Genomic DNA, 18,036 nt, shown 5'->3' with positions numbered 1-18,036 from the left:
TGCCTCTTTACAAATGGCGCTCCTTCCCTCTACACTAAATAGCATATATCGGAAAAGGAGCGATTGCTGCCGTAATGGAAAAACATTTAATTGTACTTGACCTTGACGGAACGTTACTGACAGATGAAAAAACGATTTCCCCGCGGACAAAGGAAACCATTCAGAAAGTAATGGAGCAGGGGCACGAAGTCATGATTGCAACGGGCCGCCCTTTCCGTTCCAGCGCCCCGTATTACAACGAACTCGGCTTAAAGACACCAATTGTGAACTTTAACGGCGCTTTCGTACATCATCCCGGCAGCGCGAAATGGGGGATGTTTCACGAACCGATGGAATTAAAAACAGCCATCGATATTGTCGAAGCGTGCCAGTCCTTCACTTTTCACAACATAATTGCCGAAGTGCTCGATGATGTGTACTTCCACTATCACGATGAAAGGCTCATCGATGTGTTTAAAATGGGGGAGCCCAAGGTCACAACCGGTGATTTACGCCGCATGCTGACTGACCATCCAACGAGTATGCTCATTCATGCGACGGAAGAGCAAGTACCGGAAATACGCAGACATTTAAGCGATGTTCATGCCGAAGTGATTGATCACCGCCGCTGGGCCGCTCCTTGGCACGTGATCGAAATTGTCAAAAGCGGTATGAGCAAAGCAATCGGCTTAAAGCGCGTATCAGACTGGATCGGCATCCCGCCGGAGCGCATCATTGCATTCGGCGACGAGGACAATGATCTTGAAATGATCGACTTTGCCGGCACAGGTGTTGCCATGGGCAACAGCATTGATGAGTTAAAACGGAGCGCCAATGAAACGACAGCCTCAAATGAAGAAGATGGTGTCGCCCGTTTTCTCGAAGAACGATTATTATTAAACATACATGTGTAAACTTAACAGACGAGGATGGATACGATGGAACGAATTCAACTGGCGGAAGACCTTTCTTTTTCACGATTGATTCACGGATTGTGGCGGCTTGCAGACTGGAATTATTCAAATACGGACACATTAAATTTAATTGAACACGCACTCGAACGCGGCATTACGACATTTGATCATGCGGATATTTATGGAAGCTACACGTGTGAAACGCTGTTTGGCCATGCGCTGAAAGAAAAACCCTCATTGCGCAGTCAAATGGAACTTGTTACAAAATGCGGCATCGTTTTGCCGTCTAAACAAAGACCTGAACATAAAACGCACCATTACAATACAACGAAAGCGCATATTTTATTATCTATTGAAAACTCTTTGCGCAATCTGCAGACGGACTATATAGACCTGCTGCTTATCCACAGACCGGACCCTTTCATGGACCCGCAGGAAACAGCCGATGCTTTTGTCCAGTTACAAAAAGAAGGAAAAGTGCGTCACTTCGGTGTGTCGAATTTTAAAGATCATCAGTGGCGTATGCTTGAATCCTATTTACCTTTCCCGCTTGTGACGAATCAACTAGAATTGTCCGCTTATAACCTGGAAAATTTTGAAGACGGCACGCTCAATTTATGTTTGGAAAAGCAGATTCCGCCGATGGCCTGGTCTCCGCTCGCAGGCGGTTCTATTTTCAGCGGAACAGATGAAAAAGCAATCAGACTCCGAAAAACACTTGAAAAAACCGGACGTGAAATCGGGGCCGAGGGGATGGATGAGGTACTGTACGCATGGCTGCTGCGTCATCCCGCACGCATTATGCCCATCATCGGTTCAGGTAAAAAAGACCGGATTGATGCAGCAATACGGGCACTTCAATGGACGCTTAATCACGACCAGTGGTTTGAGATTTTACAAAGCTCCATGGGTCATGATGTTCCATAATGAAATGGAACTGTCCATAAGTGGGGATGGAAAGCCGGATTCATGGACAATCCGGCCAACAGAGCAAGAAAACCGGCCCAAACTCAGATAATCCGGCTATAAAAATGAAGAAGGTGATGTCTCAAACGTGCAATGAGACACCACCTTTCTTTTTATTCTTTTTAAGCTGCCCTTTTCCCGCGTTTCCAGACGAGATAAAGGAAAATGATAAAAGTGACATAAACGGTCACCATGGCGCCGATAAACGCGTAATTGATCCCTGTTTTTTCAGCGAGCGCATATATTTCCGCTTCTTCACGGTCTAAAATAATGGTGAATTCTCCCTCTGCCGCCCGTGACATATCACCGGCTAAAAGCCCGCGCAGTTCTTTTTCCGGATCCAGATCCTCTGCCGGAATAGTTACTTTTTGCGTTTCGCCGGTGTTGTTAATTGCGACAATAAGCGTTTCGTCTTCATACTGTCGTTTAAAGACGGACATGCCGTCTTTTTCATGAATCGGCTCATATGTACCACGTCTTAGTGCCGGCAAATCCGAACGCAAAACAGCAATTTGTTTAATGTAATCAACAAGCTCCTGATCGGTGCGGAAATTCATCAGCCCGTGGGAATCAATACCGGATTCCCCATTTTGGGCAATTTCCGAGGCATAAAAAATGGCTGGTGTTCCCGGAGTTGTGTACATGTACGTCAGCGCCATTTTCCAGCGCGCTCCCGGAAACATATTTTCATTGGCCATGTCGAGTGTAAACCGGTCGGTGAAAACAGAATCTGTTACATGAATGGTCGATAGTGGATTCTTCATTACTTCCTGCTCTTTTACAAGAAGTTCCTTCACGGCGTCAGACGGACGGTCAATGGTCGCAAACTGCTCGCGAAGCGGCTGCTGAAGCCAGGACGCGGTAACAGCATCCAGCCCCGCTTCTTCATAAGCCGCCCCTTCTTCCGGCGTCACATCTTTCATTTCACCAATTAAATGCAAATCTGAAAGGCGCTCGGCAAAAGCGGTCCAAAATGCCGGTTCTGCACGGGAGGCATCACTGAAAAAGTACCCGTCAATGCCCGTATCATCCGCAAGAGAATCCGCAGCATCAACAAGCGATTTTTGTACATCTTTATTGGATGTGTTTAGCTCAGCCATATTGCCAAGCCATGCTGGTTCCTGAGGACTTGATTTTGATGTAATCCAACCGTCCTTTTCAGGATCACTTACCCATACGTGTTCTGTGCTGACCCGCGTTGCCGGAAAATCCACGAGAACACGCATATTGAGCTCATGTGCTTTTTTTACGAGCTGCTGCAGTTCTTTTTTCGTACCGAACTGTTCATTCATTTTGCTGTAGTCGGTCACTTTGTAACCGTGATACGCACCTGGTTCATTTTCAAAAACAGGCGAAATCACAATGGATGTGATCCCCATCTCCTGCAAATAATCAAGCTGATCGGCTGCGCCTTTGAAATCCCCGCCCTGATAAGCGGCCGGATCGCCATTATTCACCTGCTCATCGTTCGAATGATCGCCGTTCATAAAACGGTCCGTCATTAAAAAATAAATCGTTTCATCATGCCATTCCTCACTTTTTTCTTCCGCCATTACAGCATGTGAAGAAAAAAGGAGAAGCGGGATCATGACGAGCGAAAATAATCGTCTTTTCACTGCCTTTTCCCCCTGCGTCAAAATGGTTGTACCATACTTTAGAGTACGCTTTTTGCCACTTTGCGTCAAACATTGGCGGGAATGTTCAAGAAACGGACAAGTTTACGAAATCCTTGTCATCATTTCTTTCTTTTTGCTGCTTGAAACAACATGACGCTTCGTAAAAACGTTGTGCGAAAAATACACATATAAAGCAGATTAAAATCAACATAGAGGGATACAGAAACAAAAAAAGCCTCTTCCTTTGCGGAAAAGACGGTCAGCTGTCGGAATGTTCATCTTTCGTTTCAAGAGGTTCGGATGGCGGAAAGGGTTCAGAAGGCTTCATATGATTCGAAACCGTCCGCACGGTGTACACAAACAGTACGAAAACTAGCAGCCATAATAAAACAGGAAACACGGAATCAACTCCTTTTTTTCATTATAACAAAAAAGCGGTGCGAATTTTATAGCGCACCGCTTTTTCCTTAAAAACCTACCGGCAGATCAAAACCGAGGTATATTGTAATCAAAAGCAAGACAATGGCTCCGATTAATACACCGCCTGTACCTTTGCCTTTCTTTTTACGGACAAGTGTCATTTCCATTAAACCGATTGTTAAAATTCCGCCCAGCATTTTCAATCCGTACATCATTGGATCAACGGAATTATATTGAATGAACAGCAATAATCCCGAAATCAAAATGAGCACGTAAAATAAGCGCAGCGCCATATGTACACCTTTAGACGGCTTCGTAACCGCAACGAGGAACAAAATCACGGCAACTGCCCACGTCGTAATGTGTAAATGTGTATTGCTTGTTAAAAAATCCATCATTATCCTCCTTTTTTTCGCGTTATTATTTTACCATATAATCATTCTACTTTATTTGACAAAACACCGACACCTTCAATGGTAATGTCAACTGTATCACCGGATTGCAGCGTCCCTTTCGGATTCATGGCGAAGCCTACACCCGCCGGAGTACCGGTGGCAATAATGTCACCCGGTTCAAGCGTCATCCCTCTGGACAATACATGAATGATTTCATCAATCGGGAAAATAAACTGTGACGTATTGGACTGCTGACGAATTTCACCGTTCACTTTTGTTGTAATGTCAAGATGATGGGGATCGGCAATCTCCTCTTTCGTTACAATCCAAGGCCCCATCGGACATGTCGCGTCCAAACTTTTGCCAAGGAAATACTGTTTATGACGATTTTGAATATCCCGGGCTGTGACATCATTTATAATGGTGTAGCCAAATACATAATGAAGCGCGTCTTCACGGGCAATCGCTTTTCCTCTTTTGCCGATGATCACCGCCAACTCTCCTTCATAATCGAGATACTCTGTTAACGATTCGTAGGCAGGAATCACGTCATGATTGGCAGAGACCGTTGTCGGCGCTTTTGTGAAAATCATCGGATGTTCCGGCACACTTGCTTCGCCGCCCATTTCAATCGCATGGTCTCTATAATTTTTGCCGACACAAAAAATATTTTTTGACGGGCGGGGAATGGGTGCAAGCATTTTAACTTCCGATTCCTGTATTTTGGATGCAGACCCCGCAGCAAGGACCGCTTTTTCCAAAAACTCAGGCTGTCCAATCGCTTCCAGCAATGTTTTCGGTGCATCTTTCAAGGCTGATACATTCACGACAGTTTTCTCATGTTCATTGTACATTCCGTATTGTTCATTTCCCTTGTAATTGAAGCTGACCCATTTCATGATTATTTCCCCCTTTTTCCATATGTAATTGTACGCCATAACGCTTCAAACGGCCCCCGTTTAAACCGGCCAAGCCATAAGTTCGATGCGATGACCTGTATGGAAAAAATCGTCACGCAAAGCCATATGCCGGTTAAAACGGTTACTTGTCCATAATACGCGAGACCGTAATGATAAAAGATCAATGTTCCGATGATCGACTGTGTTAAATAATTCGTCAGCGACATTTTTCCTGCCGCGGCGAACGGCTTGAGCAGTTTTTGCGGCTGCTCAAATGAACACAATAAAACGATAAAAGCCGCATATGAAACAGCTAAAATCGGGCCGCCCACCGCATCTTGAATATAACTATACGCAACGTTGCTGCTGTCGAGAATGTGCGGTACCCATTTTAAAAGAAGTCCGGCAATAAAAAAAACAAGAAACAGGACGGCTGTTTTTTTCGGCTGAGCCGCCCATCTTCCGACCATATTCAATTTGAAGGCCCCTGCTCCGATCAACAGAAACGGCAAAATTGAAATAAGCTGGAAGAAGAATGAACCGTCCACCATGTTTACGTTTAGCCAGTCATTTATACGCTGCGTAGTGATCTCTGCATACGTGCCGCTCCCGTAAGCTGCAATCGATTGTGAGACAGACGCAATATCCGTCCAGTGAATGGCGTTGTTTGCGTCCATTTGAGCAGCAAGTATGAGCAATAAACTGATGAAAGCCGCCGGCAAAAATAACAGCGCTGTGCCGAAAATGAGCAGCAATCGGCCTGAAAAGCGCAAAAACAGCAAAAGAACAAATCCGCACACAGCATAGTTAAATAAAATATCCCCCGGCCAAATAAAAAACGCATGAACGAGGCCGAGAAGCACCAAAAACGTCAGCCGCCGAATACCAGTCCATGCAAACGACCGCCCCTGCTGTTTTGCTTTTTCATACTGCATCGCCACACCAAAACCGAACATCATGGCAAAAAGCGGATAAAAACTGGCTTGAATAAAGATATCAATCCATGAAAAAGCCGTCAAATCCTGAGAAGTTTTCCACCATTCATAGGGATTGTAATAAAAATAAGGTGAATGAAACGACAGCATATTGACAAGGAAGATGCCAAAAAGGGATAACCCCCGCAGCACATCAATGGAAATAATACGTGTCGTTTCACCTGCTGATAAAGACTGCACTAAAAAAGCTCCTTCCATTATGACATCGCCATCATTATCATAACAGAAAACCAATATTTTTCACTCATATTCAACGACATGAGCGCCATCCATAAAAAAGACGAATTTTTTATGGACGCGCCGTTTCCAGATCCGTTCAACAGCTTTCGCGTACAAATGAATCTGCACATCATATCTTTTTCTGAGGACAGGCTCTGCTTCTGCAAATCCACCCGCAAAACGATCTGTGATGCCATCCGTTTTATAGTCAAGTAAATATAAATGGCCTTTATACTCAAACAAACAGTCAATAACTCCTTGAATCAAAACTTTTTCGTCTGAATCCGCTGTCCCCGCTTCCCGTGCCGTCACGCCCATATTAAATGGCAGCTCACGATGCACCCTCTCCGCCGCAAGCAGCATGTTACCCGGTTCCGATTTAAAGAAAGCGGCCACCATGTCCGTATTGACGGTGTCCGCCTGTTCCACCGTCAGCAGTTCTTTTTCAATTAACTCCTCAAGAAGATGTTCCACTTCTACTTCTTCCGGTGCTTTATCTAATCGAATATGCTGCATCACCGTATGAACGGCTGTACCAATTTCTGCCGGCGTCAGCTGCTTCACTTGCATAAAACGCGGCCGTCTAAAGACCGGCGTCCGGTAAGCCCTTGCTGTTTCATTCGCTGCACCATCGCTGTAAATATCATTCATCCGTTTTAAATCTGACACTGATTGCTTCGAGCGGAGACGAACCGCTTCCGGATACGAATATTGCCAATTTAAACGTGCTTCAATTTCTTCTTTTTGCGGTGACTGCTCCGGATAAGGATGACGATTTTTAATCAAATCCAGCCATGTATCCCGCGCCAGCTCTTCCTTTTGCTCATCCGTTAAAAACAGCTCAGATGAGTCCACAACAGAAAAATCAAACCTGGACGGGTGATCAGCCAATAACGGGTGAGCGCCTTCAAGGTCCTCATGCCGCATTAGGGCCGGGCCAATCCAATCCATATAGGACGAAGCCGATGATCTGACTGCATCGCTTAGCAGCATGGAGTCATGTTCGCCGGCCAGCGTCCATCCTGACATTTTCTTTTCCGCTTTTTTGACAGAGCCTGTGATGATCAACTTTTCTTTTGCACGCGTCATCGCCACATAAAGGACGCGCATTTCTTCGGCAAGCAGCTCCAATTTCTTTTTCCGCTGGAATGCCAGCTGAACGAGTGACGGCCATGCAATCCGCTTATCAGGATTCATATATTTAACAGCCACACCGTAATCTTTATCGAATAACACACGGCCGTTTAAATCCATCATATTAAACGGGCGTCCGGCCGCTGCTGTAAACACGACCGGAAATTCCAGCCCTTTGCTCGCATGAATCGTCATAATGCGGACGACATCTTCCTGCTCGGACAGTGCGCGTGCCGTACCTAGATCATCCCCCCGCTCGCGCATCCTGTCAATGAAGCGGAGAAAGCGGAACAAGCCGCGGAAGGACGTTTCTTCATACTGCCGGGCGCGGTCGTACAATGCACGCAAGTTTGCCTGACGCTGTTTTCCGCCCGGCATGCCGCCGGCGAATGCGTAAAAGTTCGTATCGCGGTATAACTCCCATATTAAATCAGACAGCGCACCGCTTCTCCCGATTGAACGCCATTTTTCGAGATTTTCTAAAAATGGACTTATCTTTTCCTTCAATGAAGCATCGCTGTTCCGGTCGTCCATAAAGGCAAGCAGCGACTCAAAATAACTGCCTTTCTTTGAAGCAAGCCGGATTAACGCCAATTCATTTTCTGTACACCGCACAATCGGCGAGCGCAGTACAGCGGCAATCGGGATGTCTTGAAACGGATTATCCACAACTTGCAATAAAGACAGCATGACCGATATTTCCGTTGCCTGAAAGTAACCGCCGGACGTATTGGCATACACAGGAATACCCGCTCGTTTAAATTCTTCCATCATTTCCGGAACCCATGTCAGAGAGCGCATCAAAATGACGATGTCGCGATATTGTACCGGGCGTTCTGTTTTCGTTTTCGGATCATAAACGGGCTGACCGGATTCGATTAATTCTTTTATTTTGGACGCAATAAAACGGGATTCAATCTGTGATTGTTCCGCATCTTCCCGGTCCATTTCCTCGTCCGCATTTTCTTCCGGCCCATCGCTGTTCATCAGCGCCACCTCAATAGGATAGGAACCATCTGGATACCCCGCTCCCGGTACAAGCGCTTCTTCAGGACCGTATTCAATTTCTCCGACTTCTGTGCCCATAATCTGCTGAAATAAATAGTTCGTTCCATCAAGCACTTCATTTCGGCTTCTAAAATTGCGTGACAGGCCTATTTTTAAGCCGGAAGCGAGTCCGTCTGCACTGAAACGTTTATACTTTCCGAGAAACAGCCCCGGTTCAGCAAGGCGGAAACGATAAATGGACTGTTTCACATCCCCCACCATAAACAGATTGCCTTTTTGCTCATCGTTGGCCGACACAAGGCTGACAATCGTTTCCTGCACCATATTGACATCCTGATATTCATCAACAAGCACTTCTTTGAACCGCCGTTTATAAGAAGCGGCTGCTTCCGACGGCTCTCCGTCTGTCATTAAGATCGACAATGCATAATGTTCAAGATCGCTGAAATCAGTGATCGCCCGTTCTCTTTTCACTATTTCATAACGTTTGGCAAAATCAAGTACAAGCTGGGCAAGCCTGTCAACAATAGGCTTCATTTCATCCATATCGCGCAGCCAATTTTCGGGCTTGCGGGAAAAAAACGTCTCTTTTAAGTCATTAATGATCTTTTTCGCATTGTCGCGAACGGTTTTGGAGCGTTCTTTCAGCTCTTCATCGAAGTCGTCCCCTTTGCACATTTTCAGCGTTGGAAACTTGACCGTTTGAAACGCATCGTACATCTCTTGCCACGAATCACATTGTAAAAGCTTTTTGACCATCGCTGCGTCAGCAAGAAAGTTTTCCGCACGCGGGACCGGACCGCCGGGCAGCTCGGTCATCATCAGCCCTTCGTCCAACAGCGCCAGCGCACTTTCCAGCTGAAAGCGAATATCTTTTTTTAACGGACTGATAAAAGAAAGATCATCAATCAACTCCGTTGTTTTATACAAGTCAGAAAGTCCGCGCAGCCATTCTTCCGGATTTGGATGCGATCTTGAAAAGTCATAGAGGCGAATCACCGCTTTTTGCAGTTCCACATCACTCCGGTCACCGGAAAAAGTATCTACAAGCCGGTAAAAGGATTCATTTTTTTCTTTTCCATATTCTTCTTCAAGCAATTCTTCGAGCACTTCATCCCGGATTAAAACCGCTTCCGTATCGTCAGCAATGCGAAATGACGGATCAATATCGATCATATAATAATATTTGCGAATGACTTCAAGACAAAAAGAATGAAGTGTCGATATCGATGCTTTGTTTAAGAGACGGAGCTGACGCCGCAGCCGTTTCGATGAAGGGTCGCGCTCAATTTCCCGTTCGAGCGCTTCCCCGATCCGGTGTCTCATTTCCGCTGCGGCTGCATTTGTAAACGTCACGACAAGCAATTCATCAACATCAACCGGTGAATCATCACGGATTATTTTTTGAATAATCCGTTCCACAAGGACGGCCGTTTTACCCGAACCGGCGGCAGCAGCAACTAAAATATCACGACCATGCGCGTAAATCGCTTTCCATTGATCATCCGTCCAGAGCGCATCCGCCGGTTTTTCCGGAATATTATACAATTCCGTCATCGTCATCCTCCTTCATCTTCTGAATAATCTCTTCATTTTTACGCGGGCGGATGATTCTATAGCTGTTTTCATCCAGCGTTTCGTCAAATTGGCATACTTGCCGGTAAGAGCAAAAAGTACACGGTATTTTTTTGTTGTAGCGGTAAGGTGTAATGTCAACAGCACCGGACACAATGTCATTTCCCGCTTTTTCATACAATCGCCGCACGTGACGCCGCATTGTGTCAAATGATTCATCATCTGCCGTTTTCGACCGGGCTGAAAGTGTACCATCTTTTTTGAAGCCGGCTGGAATAATCAGTGAATCGCCGGTTTCGAGCTGCTCATCCATTAAATGAATGGCTTCATCCTCTCCGAGAACGAGCCCTTTCATGCGGAAGCTTTTCATTATCTCTTTTTCGATTTCTTCTATTGTCATGAATTTTTTTGTGTTTAAATACGGATTATGAACATGGAAATAAAGAACGCCGCCCGGACGCGCTTCTGTCCCTGTCAAAAGCGGTGAATGGGTCAGCACGATATCCAGATACGTCAGCATTTGCATGGCGAATCCATAATAGATTTCGGTCATGTCCATATCCCGGCTTCCTGATTTATAATCTATGACTCGTAAATACGTATCGGCAGCCCCTTCTGCTTTGTCCACCCGGTCAATTCGGCCGGCAAGCGACATGCGCGCCCCATTTTTCAAGTTAAATACGAGCGGCGGCAATTCAGAACGGGGACCAAAAGCAAGCTCCATTCCAACCGGTGAAAACCCGCTTGCTTTTGCCTGATCACTCAATACGATTGAAGCGCGGGCAATTATTTGCTCGAGCTTATGCTGAATGTACGAATAGCGGTTAGAGCTCAATAAAATACGGTTTTGAAGCTTTGGCGCGAGTTCCTCGACAGCACTTTCTGCAAAGGAACGGCACTGTTCCGGCGTCAAATCCGGCCATTTCATTCCTCTCTTCTCCACTTCCTCCGCCATCCATTTCAAGGCACCGTGAAATAAATCACCGATGTCCGGTGCTTCCAGACGGTACACCAGCCGGTCACGAAGCTTCAATCCATGCCGGACAAAATGGCTGAACGCACAGGAATGGAATGTTTCCATCCGTGATACACTGGCTATCATATCCGTACCATACAAATGAAGGCCGGTCTTTTCATCAAGCGGATCCGTTTTATTTTCATAATACAAGCTGTCCAGCACATGCCCTGCTTTTCGTTTCAGCGGGCTTTGCACATAAAAATTGTACGCGTCCCACCAAAAAGAATGGAGCGGATAGCCGCGCTTTTTCAACTGAAATTGTGACGTTAAGTAAGATAATGTCGGCTCCGGATGGCAAATGTATTTAAGCTGTTCCTCCGCCTGCAAATCAGCCGGATCATTCGCCAGCAGCTGTTCAGCCGGCTGTTCAAACAACTCTTTCAGCCTTTTTATATACGGGGAAGGCTGCAGCGTTTTTCCTTCAGAATCAGCGATCGGCCATGATACATATAATCGGCTTGCCGGAATCGTTAACGTCCGATAGGCCACAAACTCTTCATCCATCAGTCTCGTTTTGCTTCCCGGCGCTACATTCATGCCCGCCGAAATAAGTGCGGCCCTTTCTTCATCATCAAGAATCCCATCTTCTTTTTGCCGTGCCGGAAATACACCGTCATTCATGCCGATGACAAAAGCCGCTTCAATACCGGCCAGCCGTGATTTTTCCGGATTTGCAACAATGACTTGATCTGCGGCAGGCGGGACAATAGAAAATTCAAGTGCTTCAAGGCCGGCATCAAGCACAGCAGCAAATTTTTTAGCACTCATTTTCTCGTCACCCGCTGCTTCCGTAAACTCATCTAGCAATCCGATCAACGCATCCCACGCCTGATTATGCTGTGCGGCGGCAGCCAATTCCCCCCGTACTTCCGCTTCGATTGCCAGCTGTTCCATCTTCTTTGGAATGTCCAACTCCTCGATAAATTGATACAGCGCACGACAGCATTCAAGTGCGTTTTTGGCCCGGGTTAATCGTTTTTGAAGACGATAAAGCGGCGCTGCTATTTCTTCTTTCATTTCGTTCAACTGATTCTCAAAAGCGCGTTCTTCATCCGTTTGCGCTGCGCCGGTAAATTCAAGTCCCATATAACGGCGGTATGTCCACCGTTCTCCATTCGTCCAGCGATCCCCGTATATACCGTGAGCAAGGACATAGTTTTCGAGTAAATCCATCCGCCGGCGCATGCTTTCACGCGGGTGATCAAAGGAAAAAAGCAGATCCGTTTTGACAGCTCGAAAAACAGCTTCATAACCCCAGCTGCCGCTGATCACTTCAATGGACGAACGAATCAGCTCGATAAGAGGATGATTCAGCATCGGGCGCTTCTGATCAATAAAAAAAGGAATCTCATAATCGTCAAACACTGTTTCAATAATCGGACGATACTCTTCTCCGTTGCGGACGAGCACCGCCATTTGTTTATAACGATAGTTTTCCGTACGGGCCAGACGGCGGATTTCACGTGCTGCTCCTTCGATTTCAGCCCGTCTCCCTGCTGCCTGAATGAGTGTCAAGCCGCTGCTTTTTTCAGCCTTATGTGCAGGGCGCCTCTCAAACTGTCTTTCTAAATGAATCAATGCTTCATTTTTTTGACGTTTATGCCCGTTGATCACAAGATCCTCTTTCACATCGACACCGGCTTCAGCAGCCATTTTATATAAATCGTGATACGTCCGCCCCGTTAACCGGAAAAGGTGAATATCTTCCGGGTCCTCATGGCGAAACGCCTGATCAGCGGTGATGGCAATCGTCACATTTTGAGCCCGGTTCAAAAGTGAACGGATCACATCATATTCCTGCGGTGTAAAGCTGTGAAAGCCATCTATGTAAATATCGGCCTCCCGAATGTAATCCGATTTTCCGGTCTTTTCCGCAAGCAGGCGCATATAATCTTCTGAATCCGTATATTTGCCGGCTAATGCCTGATCAAATTCCGTGTAAATTTTTTGAAGGTCCCTTAATTTATCGGCAAGTGCAGCCGGAACAGTTCTGCGATGTTCTTCCATCTCGGACGGTTTGATTAAATACTGTCTGAACTCAGTCAGCATTCCTTCCACCGTGCTGACAAAACCCGTTTTATCAGCCGACTTTGAAAAAACAGCCAGTTCATCGCGATTTTCTTCAATGATTTTCCGAATTAAAATATTCCGGCCCGCCGGGGTAATGTGCTGTCGGCTCATCCCCCCTTCTTCCTGTAAAACACGCCAGGCAAGGCGGGTAAAGCTGTAAACCTGCGCCCGAATAATGCCGCCAAGATCATCATCGGCAGCAAGCCTGTATTCAGATAAAAAGGACATTTGCTCGGGAACGATATAAATGATCGGTCTGCCTTCCGGATCAGCCAGCACATGTTTTTTCATTTCTGCAATCATTCTGTCTGTCTTACCTGAACCAGAACGGCCAACTACAAATTGCAGCGCCATGACAATCCCTCCCTTTCATTAACTTTACTATAACAAAGATCATACGTTCGTTCAAAAGTAAAAGAAAACCACATTCATCATATGGTTTTTACTTTCCAAGTCTTTTTTCCATCTGCTTACCGCCCAGCCATAGTACAATCATAATGCAGACAATCACAGCTGTACGGCCCGGCTGATGTATGAGTGCCGCCACATCATAACCAACATAGCTGATTGTAAAAATCATGACTGTTTTTCCGGCCATTACGGCAAACAAATATTGAACCATGCTGATTTTCGACAGCCCTGCCACAATATTGACGACGGCTGAAGGGGTAAATGGAAAGCAGAGCAATAAAAACACCGGTGCAAATCCATGCCGGTCTACCCAGTCCATCATCTGATTGACCTGCTTATTTTTTCTCAAAAATGATAAAATCTTTTCGCGGCCATAGCGGCGTACGAGTAAAAAAACGAGAAATGAACCTGTCACAGCACCGCCCCAAGAAATAAAGAAGCCAAACCAGAGCCCGAATGCATTCACATTTGCGAGCACAAATGCGAACAAAGGCAGGAAAGGCAAAAATGCTTCAAGAAGGGGCAAAAAAAAGCCCGGCAGCGGTCCAAACGATTCATAATGATGAATCCAATCCATGATTCTATCTGTCGAAAACCATTCATGCAATTCCATACTCTATATCCCTTTCAAGTTAAATCATCGTTTCGAATTTGTTTCTTCTTCCCGTTCCTTCCTGTCCGAAAACGTAATAATCATCTTTTTTTGACCATTGACCCATCTTTTCCGTTCTGCTTTTTTACCAATGCCGTCGTGATCGATCATCTTGAGTCTTTTTCTTAATTCAATCGCCAGATGCATCTGGCTGAACAGTACCAGAATCGAAGCATGGACCATCACCTTCTGGCCATCTTTAAACGTCACTTCCGTCTCCTTTTTTTCAACTTTTTTCAAGCTTTTAACATGAGACAAAGCAATCCAGACACAATCAGGTTTTAAATGTGACGCAATTGGGAAAAGATAAATACCTTCAACGTGATCAATCACAAGAGGGAGCTTCGATTTTATACCAAGCAGCTGCTTTGATGCTTTCTTTCTCCCATCGTATGTTGATGCGTGGCGGAGACAGCTCTTTTGGACAATGGTTGATGTTTTTTCAGGAATAAAAGCCGGTTCTTGACTGCTTTCGTACACAAGTGTGCTATTACCAAAATCAACGGGTTTTAACAGCATTGTGTCCGGCCGAATGCAAAACGCTTTCTGTGACTTGTTCCGTTCCAACGTAACCACCCTTTTCATAGGAATTGTCATCACGTTTTCATCGTAACATGTTCCTGTATTTTTGTCCCATTTGCACCAAGATTTAATTTTCTAAAAATTATAAACTTTCTGTTGATTAGTTGTTTAGAATTTCATATAATATAAAAAAGGTATCCGAGGTGATTAAAATGGAAAACAACAATTATTTTGCCGAGATGATGAAGTCCCCGATGCCCCGTGAAATGGAAAAAACAGCTGTAAGCGAATTTATCGACAGCTTTTTAAACGACATTTTATACAAACAAGAAAAAGCACTTTTAATGGAAAAAATCGATCATTCTCTTGATAGCGGTGACCGGTCAGCATTTATTACTCTTTCAGGTGAGTTAAAGCGTTTGGAGAAAAAATATCACGCATCATGATTCTCCTCTATGCATCTTTCCCCGGGCGAAACGAATACCCCTATACAATACTAAAAAAGCCCCGTATCTATTTGATACGGGTGCTTTTTGAACGCGTATTTCCTCTTTCACAGCATCGATAGCAGCGTCAAAATCCCGATCGAAACGAGTACAGTAAAAATAATGTTGGCGCCGGTAAACGCAATGAAAAATGCTGCCGCCGCCCCGGCAATGCCAAACCATAAATTTTCATGAAACGTTAAAATTCCGGGAAAAATGAGCGCGCCCAATGTCGCATACGGCACGTTCCGCAAAATGCCCTGCCAGAAAGCGGGCAGTTCTTTGCCTTTAAACATCATAAAAGGAAGCATGCGCGGAATATAGGTGACAGCGGTCATACCGAAAACAATAGCCGTCATTTCTGCACTCATAAAGATTGCCCCTTTCGTTTCATTTGATCAGCTGCTTCAATTGAAACAGCGGCTAAAAGAGTAGACACAATGATTGCCCAGCCGCTTGAAAGCGTGTCGGAATAAATAAAAATACAATTTAGCAAAGCGGCTGTTCCAGCCAAAATAATTGCTTTATGACTCGTTTTCAGTAATGGAACAAGCAAGCCGATAAACATCGCATAAAGAGCGACCCCCATGCTTTCCTGTACAACCTGCGGCAAAGCATTTCCCGCCATGTATCCGAGTCCGGAACTGATGACCCAGCTCGAATAGGAAATGATAATAAGACCCGCCATATACGATGCATTGATGCTGCCCTTCCTCATGGATGCAACTGAAAATGTTTCATCCGTTACGCCAAACGAATAGGCCGCTTTTTTCCAAAAAGATTCATCTTCCGCTTTTTCATTCAGCGCTGCTGACATTAAAAAATGCCGGATGTTTAATATAAATGTCGTCAGGACAATTTCAAAAATACCTGTCCCGAGAGCAATTAAACTAATTGCTATGTATTGAGCTGCACCGGCAAAGACAAAAATGCTAAGCGACATCGTTTCAACGAATGACAGCTCTGCACTTTTTGCCAACAGTCCATATGTAAGTGCCGCAGGGAAATAGCCAATCGCAATACCAGTCCCTGCGTAAAACCCTTCTTTAAATTCACCGCGCTCCGCAGCTGCCGTTTCCACCATTTTTCCTCCTCTCTCCTTTTTTCAACAAATTATAACGCTTTGTTCATTTGCCGACAACCGAAAAAAAAGCGTACATCCAGCAGGACATACGCAGGCCATCTTGTTTATTTTAATATTTGATCCTTTAATGACCTCCTTAATATTTTTCCTGTTGTATTTTTCGGCAGCTCCTGTAAAAACTCAACTGACCGCGGAATCTTATACGCTGCAAGGTGTTCTTTGCAATATTGAATGACCGCTCCTGCTGTCAGCCCGTCTCTTTTTTGCACAACGAAAGCCAGAACAGCTTCTCCGTAATCCGGGTCCGGCGCACCGACAACTGCCGCTTCAATAATAGCCGGATGTGCATAGAGCACTTCTTCCACTTCACGAGGATACACATTGTAGCCGCCAACAATGATCAGATCTTTTTTCCGGTCAACGATATAAAAATAGCCTTCTTCATCCTGACGGGCAAGGTCTCCAGTATACAGCCAGCCGTCTCGAATAGTAACGGCTGTTTCTTCCGGCATTTTATAATAGCCTTTCATAACATTCGGTCCTCGGACGATTAATTCACCTACTTGACCGCGCTCCATTTCTTCTCCGAGTTCATTGACAACTTTGTTTTCCACATTGGAAATAGAGCAGCCGATCGAACCGGCTTTACGGGGTCGATCGAGCGGATTGAAGCAAGTAACCGGACTTGCTTCTGACAGGCCGTACCCTTCTGAGATTTGCACGTTAAATTTTTTCTCGAACTGTTCAAGCAGTGAAACAGGCATAGAAGCCCCTCCTGAAATACAAAGACGAATGGATGAAAAGTCGGATGGGTCTCCCTGCTCGAATTGATACAGAAAATTATACATCGTTGGTACACCGGCAAATATGGTCGCTTTCTGTGCATTTACAGCATCAAATACTTCTTTCGGGCTGAACCTTGGCAAAATAATCATCGTCGCTCCGCGGACAATCGGCGCATTCAAGGCAACCGTCAGACAAAAAACATGAAACATGGGCAGAACCGTTACAACGGTATCCTGTTCTGAGATATCGAGGTAATCCGCAATGTCGCGCGCATTGGAATATACATTTTTATGCGTCAGCATCGCTCCTTTCGGTTTTCCTGTCGTCCCGGATGTATATAAAATAACTGCGGTCTCCTCTTCATCCATAGCCGGTTCTTGAAAAGCGCCGTCATTCGCCAATAAATAAGAAAACGTTTTCATCTTTGTGTAAATCGATGAATTGGCCGGAGCGAGACCAGCTGCCCGTTCATCACCTGATTCACATACAACATATTGATCAATCGAAGGCAGATGTTCATTTAATGTTTCTAGAGCCGGCAGCAGTATATCCAGCAGAACGACCGCTTTGACATCACCATTTCGCAAAATGTAGCCAATTTCATCCGGTGTATAAATGGGGTTGATGGGAATGACGGTCACGCCGGCACGCATGGCACCATATAATGAAATGATAAATTGAGGAGAGTTCCCAAGCAAAAGAGCCATATGATCGCCTTTCTTCATCCCCGCTGATTGAATCCCAGCCGCAAATCGATTAACAGATTCATTTAATTCCCTGTATGTGACCGACTGACCCATAAACGTGTAAGCTGTTTTATCCGCAGATTTCAATGCGGTCTGTTCGAGTGCCTTTGCTGCATTCATCCTTCCATCCCCTTTTCATAAA

The 18,036-nt window shown here is 45.4% G+C and carries 14 protein-coding genes; 3 read left to right on the top strand and 11 right to left on the bottom strand.

What is annotated here, in order from left to right; all coding sequences use genetic code 11:
• The first annotated feature begins 74 nt into the window (after positions 1-74).
• Both BTO30_RS02470 and BTO30_RS02465 read left to right on the top strand, forming a co-directional pair.
• Positions 75-893, top strand: a complete 819-nt coding sequence (locus tag BTO30_RS02470) for a Cof-type HAD-IIB family hydrolase (RefSeq protein WP_075397140.1) — start codon at positions 75-77, stop codon at positions 891-893.
• Positions 894-917: 24 nt separating this feature from the next.
• A complete protein-coding gene (locus tag BTO30_RS02465) occupies positions 918-1,820 on the top strand; it encodes an aldo/keto reductase (protein WP_075397139.1) in 903 nt (300 codons plus the stop codon).
• Positions 1,821-1,981: 161 nt separating this feature from the next.
• On the opposite strand, the gene BTO30_RS02460 is transcribed toward BTO30_RS02465, so the two are convergent.
• From BTO30_RS02460 to BTO30_RS02425, 8 genes are all read right to left on the bottom strand, one after another.
• On the bottom strand, positions 1,982-3,475 hold the full coding sequence (locus BTO30_RS02460) for an alpha-amylase family glycosyl hydrolase (protein WP_083632257.1): 1,494 nt from the start codon (positions 3,473-3,475) through the stop codon (positions 1,982-1,984).
• 467 nt (positions 3,476-3,942) lie between these two features.
• Positions 3,943-4,290, bottom strand: a complete 348-nt coding sequence (locus tag BTO30_RS02455) for a YisL family protein (protein ID WP_075397138.1) — start codon at positions 4,288-4,290, stop codon at positions 3,943-3,945.
• A gap of 41 nt (positions 4,291-4,331) precedes the next feature.
• Positions 4,332-5,189 (bottom strand): fumarylacetoacetate hydrolase family protein, encoded by an 858-nt coding sequence (locus BTO30_RS02450; RefSeq protein ID WP_075397137.1) that lies wholly within the window; start codon positions 5,187-5,189, stop codon positions 4,332-4,334.
• Between the two features lie 2 nt (positions 5,190-5,191).
• Positions 5,192-6,364, bottom strand: coding sequence for a DUF418 domain-containing protein (locus tag BTO30_RS02445; protein ID WP_083632266.1), 1,173 nt, complete (start codon positions 6,362-6,364; stop codon positions 5,192-5,194).
• Positions 6,365-6,424: 60 nt separating this feature from the next.
• Positions 6,425-10,102: a helicase-exonuclease AddAB subunit AddA gene (gene addA, locus BTO30_RS02440; protein WP_075397135.1), complete on the bottom strand. Its 3,678-nt coding sequence runs from the start codon at positions 10,100-10,102 to the stop codon at positions 6,425-6,427.
• Positions 10,086-13,562, bottom strand: a complete 3,477-nt coding sequence (gene addB, locus BTO30_RS02435) for a helicase-exonuclease AddAB subunit AddB (protein WP_075397134.1) — start codon at positions 13,560-13,562, stop codon at positions 10,086-10,088. Before addB ends, addA begins: the two co-directional genes overlap by 17 nt.
• Positions 13,563-13,650: 88 nt before the next feature.
• Positions 13,651-14,232: a TVP38/TMEM64 family protein gene (locus BTO30_RS02430; RefSeq protein WP_075397133.1), complete on the bottom strand. Its 582-nt coding sequence runs from the start codon at positions 14,230-14,232 to the stop codon at positions 13,651-13,653.
• Between the two features lie 24 nt (positions 14,233-14,256).
• A complete protein-coding gene (locus BTO30_RS02425; RefSeq protein ID WP_075397132.1) occupies positions 14,257-14,838 on the bottom strand; it encodes a competence protein ComK in 582 nt (193 codons plus the stop codon).
• A 167-nt stretch (positions 14,839-15,005) separates the two neighbouring features.
• Here BTO30_RS02425 and BTO30_RS02420 point away from each other — a divergent pair, with 167 nt between their 5' ends.
• Positions 15,006-15,239 carry an IDEAL domain-containing protein gene (locus BTO30_RS02420; protein WP_143331896.1) on the top strand — a complete coding sequence of 78 codons (234 nt, stop codon included), beginning with the start codon at positions 15,006-15,008 and terminating at the stop codon, positions 15,237-15,239.
• 107 nt (positions 15,240-15,346) lie between these two features.
• Here the strand turns inward: BTO30_RS02420 and BTO30_RS02415 are convergent, their stop codons facing one another.
• From BTO30_RS02415 to BTO30_RS02405, 3 genes are all read right to left on the bottom strand, one after another.
• Complete coding sequence (locus BTO30_RS02415) at positions 15,347-15,649, bottom strand: AzlD domain-containing protein (RefSeq protein WP_075397130.1); 303 nt, start codon at positions 15,647-15,649, stop codon at positions 15,347-15,349.
• On the bottom strand, positions 15,646-16,359 hold the full coding sequence (locus BTO30_RS02410) for an AzlC family ABC transporter permease (protein ID WP_075397129.1): 714 nt from the start codon (positions 16,357-16,359) through the stop codon (positions 15,646-15,648). Before BTO30_RS02410 ends, BTO30_RS02415 begins: the two co-directional genes overlap by 4 nt.
• Positions 16,360-16,466: 107 nt before the next feature.
• A complete protein-coding gene (locus tag BTO30_RS02405; protein WP_075397128.1) occupies positions 16,467-18,014 on the bottom strand; it encodes a fatty acid--CoA ligase family protein in 1,548 nt (515 codons plus the stop codon).
• Between the last annotated feature and the right edge of the window lie 22 nt (positions 18,015-18,036).

The organism is Domibacillus antri (assembly GCF_001936625.1).
GTDB lineage: Bacteria > Bacillota > Bacilli > Bacillales > Domibacillaceae > Domibacillus > Domibacillus antri.
The sequence above is the reverse complement of the archived record's forward strand: the minus strand, read 5'-3'. Positions and strand labels throughout refer to the sequence as shown.

Bases quoted from the DNA above. Each gene is read 5' to 3' on its own strand.
- BTO30_RS02430 (WP_075397133.1), bottom strand. From the start codon at position 14,232: ATGGAATTGCATGAATGGTTTTCGACAGATAGAATCATGGATTGGATT.
- BTO30_RS02465 (WP_075397139.1), top strand. From the start codon at position 918: ATGGAACGAATTCAACTGGCGGAAGACCTTTCTTTTTCACGATTGATT.
- addA (WP_075397135.1), bottom strand. From the start codon at position 10,102: ATGACGGAATTGTATAATATTCCGGAAAAACCGGCGGATGCGCTCTGG.
- BTO30_RS02450 (WP_075397137.1), bottom strand. From the start codon at position 5,189: ATGAAATGGGTCAGCTTCAATTACAAGGGAAATGAACAATACGGAATG.
- addB (WP_075397134.1), bottom strand. From the start codon at position 13,562: ATGGCGCTGCAATTTGTAGTTGGCCGTTCTGGTTCAGGTAAGACAGAC.
- BTO30_RS02415 (WP_075397130.1), bottom strand. From the start codon at position 15,649: ATGAGTGCAGAAATGACGGCTATTGTTTTCGGTATGACCGCTGTCACC.
- BTO30_RS02405 (WP_075397128.1), bottom strand. From the start codon at position 18,014: ATGAATGCAGCAAAGGCACTCGAACAGACCGCATTGAAATCTGCGGAT.
- BTO30_RS02470 (WP_075397140.1), top strand. From the start codon at position 75: ATGGAAAAACATTTAATTGTACTTGACCTTGACGGAACGTTACTGACA.
- BTO30_RS02455 (WP_075397138.1), bottom strand. From the start codon at position 4,290: ATGGATTTTTTAACAAGCAATACACATTTACACATTACGACGTGGGCA.
- BTO30_RS02420 (WP_143331896.1), top strand. From the start codon at position 15,006: ATGGAAAACAACAATTATTTTGCCGAGATGATGAAGTCCCCGATGCCC.